Origin of the sequence: Sphingomonas cannabina (assembly GCF_021391395.1) — a bacterium.
Lineage (GTDB): Bacteria > Pseudomonadota > Alphaproteobacteria > Sphingomonadales > Sphingomonadaceae > Sphingomonas > Sphingomonas cannabina.
In genome coordinates, this window is record NZ_CP090059.1 from 4,170,155 (window position 1) to 4,182,890 (window position 12,736).

General features: G+C 69.3%; 7 protein-coding genes. 4 read left to right on the forward strand and 3 right to left on the reverse strand.

Translation table 11 applies throughout. The annotated features are described in order from the left end of the window. Window positions 1-100 precede the first annotated feature (100 nt). Entirely contained in the window at window positions 101-2,710 is a 2,610-nt protein-coding gene (locus LZK98_RS19575) for a TonB-dependent receptor (RefSeq protein ID WP_233784181.1), read from the forward strand. Window positions 2,711-2,825: 115 nt separating this feature from the next. Further along, window positions 2,826-4,211 carry a glycoside hydrolase family 140 protein gene (locus LZK98_RS19580; protein ID WP_233784182.1) on the forward strand — a complete coding sequence of 462 codons (1,386 nt, stop codon included), beginning with the start codon at window positions 2,826-2,828 and terminating at the stop codon, window positions 4,209-4,211. 515 nt (window positions 4,212-4,726) lie between these two features. Here LZK98_RS19580 and LZK98_RS19585 read toward each other — a convergent pair. From LZK98_RS19585 to LZK98_RS19595, 3 genes are read right to left on the reverse strand one after another with little or no spacing between them, the layout of a single operon-like run. Further along, on the reverse strand, window positions 4,727-8,758 hold the full coding sequence (locus tag LZK98_RS19585; protein WP_233784183.1) for a glycosyl hydrolase: 4,032 nt from the start codon (window positions 8,756-8,758) through the stop codon (window positions 4,727-4,729). A gap of 20 nt (window positions 8,759-8,778) precedes the next feature. Beyond that, on the reverse strand, window positions 8,779-9,897 hold the full coding sequence (locus LZK98_RS19590; protein WP_233784184.1) for a CaiB/BaiF CoA transferase family protein: 1,119 nt from the start codon (window positions 9,895-9,897) through the stop codon (window positions 8,779-8,781). Beyond that, a complete protein-coding gene (locus LZK98_RS19595) occupies window positions 9,894-10,997 on the reverse strand; it encodes an extracellular solute-binding protein (RefSeq protein WP_233784185.1) in 1,104 nt (367 codons plus the stop codon). The genes LZK98_RS19590 and LZK98_RS19595 overlap by 4 nt, the downstream gene beginning before the upstream one ends. Before the next feature lie 123 nt (window positions 10,998-11,120). On the opposite strand from LZK98_RS19595, the gene LZK98_RS19600 reads away from it, so the two are divergent. Together LZK98_RS19600 and LZK98_RS19605 are read left to right on the forward strand one after the other, a co-directional pair. Beyond that, the gene (locus LZK98_RS19600) at window positions 11,121-12,284 is read left to right on the forward strand and encodes a CaiB/BaiF CoA transferase family protein (RefSeq protein ID WP_233784186.1); all 1,164 of its coding nucleotides are present in this window, start codon (window positions 11,121-11,123) and stop codon (window positions 12,282-12,284) included. Further along, window positions 12,281-12,733: a MaoC/PaaZ C-terminal domain-containing protein gene (locus tag LZK98_RS19605; protein ID WP_233784187.1), complete on the forward strand. Its 453-nt coding sequence runs from the start codon at window positions 12,281-12,283 to the stop codon at window positions 12,731-12,733. Before LZK98_RS19600 ends, LZK98_RS19605 begins: the two co-directional genes overlap by 4 nt. The last annotated feature ends 3 nt before the right edge of the window (window positions 12,734-12,736 follow it).

Here is a 12,736-nt window from a genome sequence, read left to right on the forward strand (position 1 = left end):
AGATCGCCGAGCGCAAAACAGGGCTTGATCACAAAAATAGTATTATATATCTGGTTAAATAGTATTATATGCGAAACCAGAAACTCCTGGGGAGGATTGTATGCGAGTGATCACCCGTGCCCTGACCGGCGTCGCGACCCTGGCCATCGTCGGCCTGCCTGTCGCCGCCTTTGCGCAGGACGCGCAGCCTCAGGCTCCTGCCGACCAGACGGCGACGGGCCAGCCCGAAGCGGAGCAGGACATCGTCGTCACCGGCATCCGCGCCAGTCTCGAGTCGGCGCAGGGCCGCAAGCGCAACGCAAACGCCATCGTCGATTCGATCGTCGCCGACGACATCGGCAAGCTGCCCGACGCCAACACCGCCGAAGCGCTGCAGCGCGTGTCGGGCATCCAGGTCGCCCGTGATCGCGGCGAAGGCGGCAGCGTCGCCATCCGCGGCCTCACCCAGGTGCTGACCACGCTCAACGGCCGCGCGGTCTTCACCGCCGACGGCGGGCGCAACTACAACCTGCAGGACTTCCCCTCCGAGCTGCTCGCCGGCATCGACGTCTACAAGACGCCGAGCGCCGACCTGATCGAGGGCGGCATCGGCGGCATCATCGACCTGCGCACGCGCAAGCCGCTCGACCTCGAGGATTTCACCGTCACCGGCACGCTGCGCGGCCGCTATTCCGACCTCGCCGACAAGATCTCGCCGCTCGGCTCGCTGCTGGTGTCGAAGAAATGGGATACCGGCATCGGCGAGATGGGCCTGCTGCTCAGCGGCTCGTACCAGGAGCGCGCCTTCCGCTCCGACCTGATCTCGGCCGGCGCGCCCAACAAGCGCACCGACGTCATCGCCGGCCGTACCATCTACACGCCCAATGGCGATTATGAGCCGCTGATCAACGGCAAGCGCCGCCGCATCGGCCTCGACGGCACCTTCCAGTGGAAGCCGAGCGCGGAGCTCGAATTCTATGCCCAGGCGAGCTACCAGGCCTTCCGCTCGCGCCAGCAGCAGCGCGGCCTCAACAACCCGACCAACGGAATCGCGGTGGTGCCCGGATCGGTCACCACCTTCGAAGGGACCGACGATTTCCAGAGCGGCACGTTCGTGAACCTGCCGATCTCCACCTACGGCGTCCAGCGCAACACCGAGGACAAGAACCAGCAATATTCGATCGGCGGCCGCTGGGACAATGGCGAGGCCATCCTCTCGGGCGACTTCACCTACCAGAAGTCGCGCAACGACCTCTATTATTCGGAGCTCGATCTCAAGGCCGTGGCGCCGCGGGCGACGCTCGACCTCAGCGGCAGCCGGCCGTCGATGCTGTTCGAGGGCGTCGATCTGACCGATATCAACAGCTACCAGGTCGGCGCGCTGACCCGGAGCGAGAACCATTATCGCGGCGACATGTACGCCGGCCGCCTCGACGCGGAGTTCAAGATCGAGAGCCCATTCCTGTCGGGCTTCAAGACCGGCGTGCGCTATCAGAAGATGAGCACCAAGTTCACGCCGATCCGCTTCTTCCAGAACCCGCCGGCCGGCACATCGGCCAGCGCGCTCGCCGACCTGTTCGAGCCGATGCCGTTCACCGACTATTTCAGCGGCGATCCGGGCCTGGAGCATGACTATCTGACCGCGATCGCATCGCCGCTGCACAGCGACTTCGACGCGATCCGGCAGCAGATCGGCATCACCGCCCAGCCGGCGGTCGATCAGCTTTCGGTGTTCGATATCTCGGAGAAGACCATCGCCGGCTATGCCGAGATGCTGTTCAACGTCGACGGCCCGATCCGCATCGACGGCAACGTCGGCGTGCGCGTGGTGACGACCGACCTCAACGTCGACGGCCGCCAGCGCGTCAACGGCGTGATTTCGCCGGCGGTGGTCAACAACAACTATACGAGCGTGCTGCCGAGCGCGAACGTCCGCTTCCGCTTCACCGACCAGCTCCAGCTGCGCCTCGCGGCCTCGCAGACGCTGACGCGGCCGTCGTTCAGCCAGCTGTCGCCCGCGCTGACGCTGGTTCCGGCGCAGGGTCAGGGCTCGGGCGGCAATCCCAATCTGGAGCCGCTGCGCGCCGACCAGCTCGACGCCTCGCTCGAATATTATTTCTCGCGCACCGGCTCGGTCTATCTGGCCGGCTTCTACCGCAAGGTGAAGGGCTTCATCTTCACCATGGCCAACCGTCAGATCATCGATGGCATCGACTATGTCATCACCCAGCCGACCAACGGCGAGGACGGCAAGATCAAGGGCCTCGAGGTCGGCGGGCAGACCTTCTTCGACTTCCTGCCCGCGCCGTTCGACGGCTTCGGCATCCAGGCGAACTACACCTTCGTCGACAGCAACACGCCGAGCGCGATCCCGGGCTACCGCACGCCGCTGACCAACCTGTCGAAGCACAGCTTCAACCTGAGCGGCCTCTACGAGAAGAACGGCCTGTCGGTCCGCGTCGCCTACAACTACCGCACCAAGTATCTCGGCAGCATCTACGGCCTCCCGCTCGCGGGCGGCGGCAGCGAGCTGCTGCCCGTCTACACCAAGGGCTACGGCTGGCTCGACGCGTCGATCAACTACGACATCACCAAGAACGTGACCGTCACGCTGGAGGGCAGCAACCTGCTGCGGCGCAAGGAATTCACCTACTACGACGTCGAGACGCGGCCCAGCAACTACTCGATCGACGACATCCAGATCATGGCCGGCGTCCGGTTCAAGCTCTGATCCGAGGCGACGACATCGGGTTCCGGCCGGTGTCCGCTTCGTCATCCACTCTCCTCCACTCCCCCGCGGCTTCGGCCGCGGGGAATTTTTCGTTCTGAGGACCATGGAGATGCCGATGCTCCGTCGATTCCTGCTGGCAACCGCCCTGATCGCTTCCCCCGCCGCGATGGCCGCGGACAAGACGCCGTGGCTCCATGTTTCCGCCAACGGCCATTTCCTCGAAGCCAGCGGCAGGCCCTTCTTCTGGCTCGGCGACACCGGCTGGCTGATGCTCGGCCGCCTGAACCGCGAGGAGACTGAACGCTATCTCGCCAAGCGCGCGGCGCAGGGGTTCAACGTCATCCAGGTGATGGTGCTGCACAGCCCCGCCATGACCAGCCGCTATGACGCGCCGGCGCTGGAGAACGGCGATCCGTCGCGGCCGCGGACCACCCCCGGCGCCGATCCGGCCAGGCCCGGCGAATACGACTATTGGGACCATCTCGACTGGGCGGTCGACCGTGCCGCGGCGCACGGCATCTACCTCGCGCTGGTGCCGTCCTGGGGATCGCTCGCCGACGCCGGCAAGCTGACGCCGGAGACCGCCGCCGCCTATGGCCGCTTCCTCGGGGAGCGCTATCGCGACAAGCCCAACATCGTCTGGCTGAACGGCGGCGACACGCCCGGAGACAAGAACACGGCGACCTGGCAGGCGCTGGGGACGGCGATCAAGGCGGTCGACCGGCGCCACCTGATGACTTTCCACCCCTTTGGCCGCACCGATTCGTCCTGGACCTTCCACCAGGCGGCGTGGCTCGACTTCAACATGTTCCAGTCGGGCCACCGCAGCTATGCCCAGGAGGAGCCGGGCGCGCGCAGCGAGGACAATTGGCGATTCGTCGCCGAGGACTGGGCGCGCACGCCGACCAAGCCGACCATCGACGGCGAGCCCTCCTACGAGACCATTCCGCGCGGCCTCCACGACGTCACCCAGCCGCGCTGGGGCGCCGACGATGTGCGCCGCTACGCCTGGTGGGCGGTGTTCGCGGGCGCGTTCGGCCACACCTATGGCGAGAACAGCGTGATGCAGATGTACGTGCCGGGGCGCGACAAGCCAGCCTATGGCGCGACGCTGCGCTGGGACGCGGCGCTCGAGCTGCCGGGGGCGGGGCAGATGCGGCACCTCAAGGCGCTGATGCTGTCGCGGCCGTTCTTCGAGCGGGTGCCGGACCAGAGCCTGATCCCGGGCAACGGCGAGCGCTATGACCGCGTGCTGGCGACGCGCGGTCGCGACTATGCGATGGCCTACAGCTACACCGGCGAGCCGTTCCGGATGCGGCTCGGCGTCATCGCGGGCAAGCGGGTGCGGGCCGCATGGTATTCGCCCCGCACCGGGGAGAGCCAAGCGATCGGCGTCGTCGCCAATGCCGGCGAGCGCCGCTTCACGCCGCCGGGGACGCCGCGGCCCGGCAACGACTGGGTGCTGGTGCTGGACGATGCCGCGGTGAAACGGAGACCCTGACGGACGTCGCGCCTTGCGGCCCGGGCTCCTGCCTTCGCAGGAGCACTGGTTGAAAGGTTGACTAAATTGACGCGCGGCGCGTGTTTGCGAGCAGGTGTAGCGCCGACACGAGAGGGACGAGACACGGAGGTAACACCGACGCGACACCGAGGTAACGCCGAGGCGACATCGAGGTAACACCAAGGTAACGCCGACGCGACACCGAGGTAACGGCGACGCGACACTAGGGTAACACCGACGCGACACCGACGCGGCGTGGACGAGATGGACGGATTCAAAGAGCTGACCAGCACCGCAGCAGCGCCGGGTGCTCGCGAGCCAAGCAGGCGAAATCCTACATTGCAAGCAGGATGCCGCTGCGAAGCCGGAACCAAGAGGAGTCCAATGAATCCTCTCCGGAACGGGGAGGGGGACCAGCGAAGCTGGTGGAGGGGGTAGGCCTCAGGCGATTCGCGTGCGGTGAGCCCCCTCCACCGCCTTCGGCGGTCCCCCTCCCCGCAAGCGGGGAGGATCTGTTATTGCACCGCCACCTCGTCCGCGAACACCACCCGAACCGGCCCGAGCAGGCCGGAATCGAGCAGCGGCTCGTCCTTGGCGTAGAACAGCCACGGCGTGAAGGCGACGCGGCCGCCCGGCGGCTTGGGCTTGCCGTCCCGGTACCACTCAGGAAGCTCGGTGATCTTGCGGGCCATGATGTCGCCGGTCTTCCTGCCTTCGGCTGAGAAACGCTCGCCGATCGGCCATTCGGCGTCGACGAACCTGCCCTCCTCGGGCAGCGCCGCGTCGGCGATCATGCGGTTGGCCCAGAGGTTGGTGACGGCCAGCGACACGCTGTTGGCGCCGGGACGGACGACGTCGGTGATGTCGACGCGATAGGGTTCCTTCCAGGCGACGCCCAGGTCCTTGCCGTTGACGGTGACGCCCGACAGCACCTCGACCCGGCCGAGGTCGAGATAGACGCGCCGGCCCCTGCGCAGCAGCGACGCCGGCACGTCGATCGTGCGGGTGTAGGTGGCGGTGCCGGAGAAGTGGCGGATGCCGTCGTCGGCGTTGCGGCTGAGGCTTTCGAGCTTCGGCAGCACGGTCTGGTCCGGCGCGCCGCGGCCGGGCTGGAAGCGGACCGTCCAGGGTCCTTCGACCGCAAGCGGCGCGGGGACATCGGCCTTGAACTTGCCGCCGCCGCTGGTGGTGTAGCGGCCGCTCTCCCACGCCAGCGCCTGGAGCTCGCCGTCCGCGGTACAGCTGAGCTCGGCGGGCGTCGGCGAGATTGTCGGCGCGGGCGGGCCGGCGGCCGCCTCAGCGGCGATCTCCGCCGGGGTCAGCACGCGGGCGACGGTGTGTGCGGGCGTGAAATTGCCCTCGAAGAAATAGGTGACGCCGTTGGGCGAGGGCGGATCGCCGCCGCCGGCGAAGACGGTGCGGCCGCTCCGGAGGCCGGTGCGGACGAGCTTGCCGTTGAGGTAGAGGCTCGGCGTGCCCTTGTCGTAGACCAGTGCGACATGCGTCCAGCCGGCGACCGGCTGATGGCTGACCAGCACGGCCGGCACGCTGTCCGGCGACACCCGCTCGATGACGAAGGCGCCGTTGCGGCCGAGCGCGAGGCCGGCCACCGCGGTTCCCTCGCCATGCATGTCGCGGCCGGAGCGGGCGGGGATGAGATAGTTCTTGCCGGTCTCGTTGATGCGGCCTTCGACCTTCTCCTCCGGCATCAGGCGCAGGTCGATGTCGGGCTTGGCCCAGAGCGATATGGTGAAGCTGTCCTGCGGTGAGGCGGGCGCTTTCGCCGGCGCGGCGTCGAGGTCGGCAAAGCGCGTACCGTCCTTCGCCACCCAGTCGATGCCCCGAGCATTGCTCGCGGGATCCAGCATCACGAAGGTCGAGCCGGCCGGAGACAGGTCGAACGTCACGCGCGTCGTGTCGCGGCCGCTCTCGAACAGCGCGGGCCGGGTGACGGTGCCGGTTTCCGCATCCCACAGCGCGGGCGCCGCGCCGCCGACGCGGAAGGTGCAGGAGACCTGCTCCGGCCGGCGCTGGCGGTTGGCGACGAAATACATGTCGCTCGCGGCCAGCCGGCGATGGAGCCACACCACCTGCCCGTCGGACGCGGCGGTGCGGCACTGCGCGTCGGGCGCGACGCCGATCGCCGCCAGCGCGTCGCCGACGGTGCCGGAGGCGAACACGCGCCCCTTGCCCACCCGGCGGGCGGCGGCGCCGTCGCCCCAGATCGCGTCGGTCGCGGCGCGGAAGCCGGCGTCGCCCTCCTGCTTGCCCGCCAGCGTCATCGGATGCACCGGGCGCGGGCCGAGGATCGTCATGCCCTGCTCGACGAGCTCCTTGAGCTTGGCGGCGAGCGCGGGCGTCATGCTGGAGAGGGTCGCCGGCAGGACGAGCAGGCGATAGCTGGCGCCGTTGGGCAGCACGATGCGGCCGTCCTCGATCCGCGCGCGGGTCAGCAGCACCTCGGCGTTGACGAGGTCGTACTGGTAGCCGGGCGGCACCTGCGGGTCGAAATACTGGCCGATCTTCGGGTTGGTGTCCGGCGACACCTGGGGACGGACATATTCGGCCTGGTTGGGGCTATCCTCGCCGACGAAATAGAGGATGTCGGCGACATAGGTGCCCTGGCGCAGCAGGTACTGGGCGCGGGCGAGGTAATCCATCCACGGCTTCGCCTGGGCGAACCAGGTGTTCGAGCGGTCGAGGTTGATGCCCCACGGCCCCATCACCATGCCCGGCGCCGCATTCGGGTTGGGCTGGTGCGCGTAGCGGTGGAAGTAGATCTGGTTGAACCCCTGCGCGAACATCTGGTCGCCCAAAGTCTTCATCGCATAGGGGAAGTCCTGCCAGCGACTGGTCTCCGCCTCGCCGGTGAAGGCCTCGGCGGCGATGACGTCCTTGCCGTAGACGTGGCCGGCGGAGGCGACCATCTTGACCGTGCGGTTGTCGGTCCAGGGCGTGCGCGACCAGAATTCGGTCATCGGCACCTGGGCGCGTCCCGAGACCTGGAGCGCATCGAACGCGCCGGGGCCGTAACCCTCGACGTGGAAGCGCAGCCCGGCGGCGTTGGCGTGCTGCTGCATCCGGCCGTAGTAGTTGTCGGCCATCAGGTCGGCGAGCGTGCGGCGGAAGTCGAACAGGAAGCGGTTCGACGCGTCGAGGTCGCCGACGATGCGGCCGGTCAGCGCCGGCAGATAGGGCAGAATGTCGTAGCCGTTGCGTTTGGCGAAGTCGGCGGGGAGGTTGGGCGTCCAGTTCTGGAGGCCGGCCTCGAAGCTGTCGATCTCGATCATGTCGAACGACTTGCCGGCGAGCGGGCCGGCCGCCTTCACCAACCGGGCGACGCTGCTGTCGAACTGATGGTCGACGGCGGCGGCGCTGAGCTTGTCGACCTCCAGCCCGCGGCCCGAATCCGACGCGGCGACGTTGAGGTGGCCGGTGGTGGTGTGGCCGAAGCGCAGCACCGTCCAGCGGCCTTTCGGGGGCGTCCACCTGAGCGTGCCGTCGGGATCGAGCTTGCCGGTGATGTCGATCACCTTGGCCCGATCGATTGCGTAGCGGGCGAGCAGGTCGGTCGGATGATGCTCGACGGCGCCCTGCATCTGGAAGTCGTGCTCGCCCTTCATGTCCCAATCGTCGATGCGGGGGGTCGCGTAGAACAGCGCTTCGGCGATCCGGGTCTTGGCGGCGGGCGTGATGCGGAACTGCCGGGCGGTGACGCCGGCGAAGTTGAGCGTGCCCGGGGATTCGATCCCGCGCGCGGGACCGACCGAGACCTTGCCGATCCGCGTCCAGTCCTTACCGTCGTCGGACGCCTCTATTGTCGCGGAGAACACCGCGTCCTTGTCGCCGTAGAGCGTCACCGCCTGCGCGGTGAACGGCGCCTTCATCGTGACGATCAGCGGCGCGTCCGGCGTGACCTCGACGCCGGTAGCGAGGTCGCGGTCGGTGAGCGTCGACGCCGGCACCGCGGCGCCGGTGCGCATCGCCGCGACGGCGTCGCGATAATGGCTCTCGTCGCCGTCCGAGGCGGGAAAGGCGACCACCGCGGCGTCGCGGTAATAGTCGCGCTTGGCATAGGGGCGGGCGAGCTTGACGGTCAGCGGCTTGCCGCCGGGGACGGTGGTCTCCGTCCACACGATCTGCTGCATCGACTGCGCCGGGGTGATCCACGGGCCGCCGCTCGACGACCAGCCCGGCGCGTTGTGCAGGCCGACCTTGAGGCCGAGCTGGTCGGCCTTCGCCGCCATGTGCGTCATCAGGTCGAGCCAGTGCGGGCTCATGTAGTCGACCGGCCCCTTCGGCACGTCGCTGCTGCCGTCGAACATCATCGCGCCGCCGAGGCCGATGTCGCGCATCGCCGTCAGGTCGGCGTCGATGCCTTCGCGGGTGACGTTGCCGTTCATCCAGAAATAGAGCGTGTCGGGCCGCGTCTCGGCCGGCGGGTTGCGAAAGGTCTCGGGGTCGGGCGCGCGATCCTGCGCGGGCGCGGCCGCCGCGGCCAGCGCCGCCAGCGCGCTGCCCATCGCCCATCGTGCCGTGCCCGCCATGTCCTTCTCCTTTTGGCTTCTTACAGACCGAACTCGCGCCGGATCGCGGCGCCGTGCTGGTCGATCGCGGGCGCGCCCGCGGGGTTGCTCGCGCGCGCGCCGTCGATGCGGAGCGGGGCGCGGGTGGTCGTGATCCCGCCGGCCTGCTGGAGCAGGTCGAGACGGCGGAACGCCTCCGAGGCGAGCAGCGCCGGCCAGTCGAGCACCGGCGCGCACCAGATGTCGTGCGGGCGCAGCCTGGCCATCCAGGCGTCGGTGGTGTCCTCGCCGAGGCGGCCGGCGATCCGGGCTTTGATCGCGTCGCGGTCGGCGAAGGGATCGCCCGTGAGGTCGAGATCGAGCAGCGGCGCGAGCCTGGCGAGCGGCGTCATCGCCAATGCGAGCCAGCCGTCGGCGGTGCGGTACACGCCGTAGGGCGCGGCGAGGTAGGCGTGGGCGTTGTCGACCGCCGCGCGCCGCGGCAGCCGGCCGCCGTCGCCGAGGTGCGTAGTCAGCACCTCGAACTGGAAGTCGACCAGCACCTCGAGCAGGCTGGTCGCGACATGCGCGCCCTCGCCGCCGATGCCGCGGCGGACGAGCGCCGCCAGGATGCCCTCGACCAGCACATGGCCCGCGAGCATGTCGGCGATCGACAGGCCGACCGGCACCGGCCCGTCGGCGGCGCTGCCGTTGAGCCACGTCACGCCGGACAGCGCCTGCGCGAGCAGGTCCTGGCCGGGAAGGTCGGCCCAGGGCCCGTCCTCGCCGTAGCCGCTGATCGAGCCGACCACGAGCCGCGGGTTGGCGGCGCGGAGCTGCTCCGGGCCGACGCCGAGCCGTCCGGCGACGCCGGGGCGGAAATTCTGGATCACCACGTCCGCGCGGGTCGCGAGGCGGAGCAGCGCGGCGCGGTCGGCGGGCTGCTTGTAGTCGAGCGCGATGCTTTCCTTGCCGCGGTTGATCGCGTGGAACAGCGTCGAGGCGCCGCCGATGTCGGTGTCGGAGAGATAGAGGGTGCGGCAGATGTCGCCCGCCCCCGGCCGCTCGACCTTGATCACGCGCGCGCCGAGGTCGCCGAGCCGGAGCGCCGCCGAGGGGCCGGACAGGAACTGCGCCATGTCGATGACGAGCAGCCCGTCGAGCGGGCGGGCGGCGCTCATCGGCTGTCCCGGTAGAGGGCGTTGAGCGCGGCGAGCGCGGAAGTGGCGTCCTCGCCCGAGCGCAGCGCCTGGTTGAGCCGATCGGAGGCGGCCTGTTGGAAGGCCATGTAGCCGTCGTGGCGCGGCCGGATCCAGGAGCGGTCGAGCGTGGCGCGCGTCTGGGCATAGAAGCCGGCGACCGGCGCGTTGACCGCTTCGTCGCCCCAGGCGCCGGCATGGGCGGGCTGTCCGCCGGCGGTGGCGTAGAGGGTGCGCTGCACCGCGCCGCTCGCGACCCATTGCGCGAAGCGGGCGGCTTCGGCGGGCGCGGCGCCGAACGCCGACACCGCGATGCCGGTGCCGCCGAGGGTCGATCCGCGCGGATCGGATGCGGGCAGGTCGGCGAAGGCGATCCGCGTCGGACGGAAGCCCTGCTGGGCATAGCTCACATAGCCGTAAATCAGCGGCGCGGCCGCGATCCGGGCGTCTGGCTCGGCCATCGCCTCGAGCACGGCGATCGGGTCTTGGTCATAGGCTGCCGGATCGATGACTGTCGCCAGCTCGGCGAACCGGTCATAGGCGGCCCGCGCCTCTTCCGGGAACAGCGCCTCGCCCTCTACCGGCAGGGTCACGCCGAGGAGCCCGCACAGCGAGAACAGCGACATCAGCGAATGCGGCGGGCGGAGCGGGATCGTCAGCCGCCCCTCCTTCCCCAACGCGATCACCGCATCCCAGTCGCGCAGCGGCGCGCCGATCCGGCCGGGCACCCAGGCCTGCACCTGCGCGGCCGCGTCGATCGGCAGCGCCCATTGATGGCCGGACCAGTTGTAGCTCTCGTAAGAGCCGCCGACCGATCCCGCCGCGATTCCCCGGAGCGCATCGGGGTCGCAGAGCTCGTCGAGAGGGGCCAGGCAGCCCGTATCGGCGACCTGGCCGACGTGCGGGTGATCGATCACGATGAGGTCGTAGCGGCGCGCCAGCTCCTCCACGGAAAAGCTCTCGAAATCCTGGAGCGAGCGGCGGTCCCAGTCGATCGGGTCGCCGCCGTTCGCCACCCATTCGCGCGTTGCGGTGACCAGCGGATCGAACCCGCGTGGATGGTCCCACGTCATTCCGCGCATTGCCCTCTCCCCTCGCTTCCGAGACCCGGCCCAAAACCCGGTTGACTCGCCTCCTAACGCGCCGCATAGCGCTTGGGAAGGAAATATCATATAAACATACTAATCGAGGGGATCGACACCATCATGGCCGCCGCCCAGCAGGACAGCGACCTCGGCATGCCGCTGGACGGCGTGACGGTGCTCGACTTCAGCCAGTTCCTCGCCGGCCCCTCGGCAGCGCTGCGGCTCGGCGATCTCGGCGCGCGGGTGATCAAGGTCGAGCGGCCCGACGGCGGCGACGCCGGCCGCAAACTCTATCTCGCCGACCTCGCCTTCGACCGGGACAGCGCGCTGTTCCACGCGATCAACCGCGGCAAGCTCTCGGTCGCGGCGGACCTCAAGGATGCCGGCGACCTCGCCAAGGTGAAGGCGCTGGTCGCGCGCGCCGACGTGCTGATCCACAATTTCCGGCCGGGCATCATGGAACGGCTCGGGCTCGGCTGGGAGGCGGTGGCGGCGCTCAACCCGCGGCTGATCTATGCCGGCGTCAGCGGCTATGGGCCGACGGGGCCGTGGCGCGACCGGCCGGGGCAGGACCTGCTCGTCCAGTCGCTGTCGGGGATCGCCTGGCTCTCCGGCAACGCGGATGGGCCGCCGGTGCCGGCGGGGCTGGCGATCACCGACATGATGGCGGGCGCGCAGCTCGCGCAGGGCATCCTCGCGCTGCTGGTACGGCGCGGCGTCACCGGCAAGGGCGGGCGCGTCGACGTCAGCCTGATCGAGGCGGCGATCGACCTGCAGTTCGAGCATCTCGCGGTCTACCTCAATCGCGGCGGCGCGATGCCCGCGCGGAGCAAGGTCGCCAACGCCAACCTCTATCTCGCCGCGCCCTACGGCATCTATGCCACCGCCGACGGCCATCTCGCCATCGCGATGTGCCCGGTCGACCGGCTGGCCGAGGTGATCGATTGCCTTGCGCTCGCGGCCTTCCCGGCCGACCGCTGGTTCGCCGAGCGCGATGCGATCAAGGCGGTGCTGCGCGATCATCTCGCGGCCCGGCCGAGCAGGCACTGGCTCGACCGGCTGGAGCCGGCCGGCATCTGGGCGGCGCCGGTCAACGACTGGCCGGGCTTCACCGCCGACCCCGCCTTCGCCGCGCTGGAGGCGACGCAGCAGGTGACGTCGCCGGACGGGGACAGGCTCACCCTCACCCGCTGCCCGATCCGCATCGACGGCCGCATCCTCGCCAACGGCCGGGCGGCACCGCGGCTCGGCGCCGACACCGCATTGATGGACACCGCCCCATGATCGTCGAGCAATATTTCGAGGACTATGAGATCGGCACCGAGCGCACCAGCTTCGGCCGCACGATCACCGAGACCGACTTCGTCGTCCACGCCGGCCACACCGGCGACTTCTTCCCGCACCACATGGATGCGGAATGGTGCGCGACGCAGGATTTCGGCCAGCGCATCGCGCACGGGACGCTGGTGTTCTCGGTGGGCATCGGGCTCACCGCCACCACCATCAACCCGCACGCGATGTCCTACGGCTACGACCGGCTGCGCTTCATCCGCCCGGTGCACATCGGCGACACGATCAAGACGGTCACCCGCATCGCCGACAAGCGCGACCATCCCAAGCGCACCACGCACGGCGTCGTCACCGAGGCGGTCGACATCCGCAACCAGCGCGGCGAGACGGTGCTGGCGTGCGAGCACCTCTACCTCGTGCTGCGCCGCGAGCCGCTGGCCTGAGCC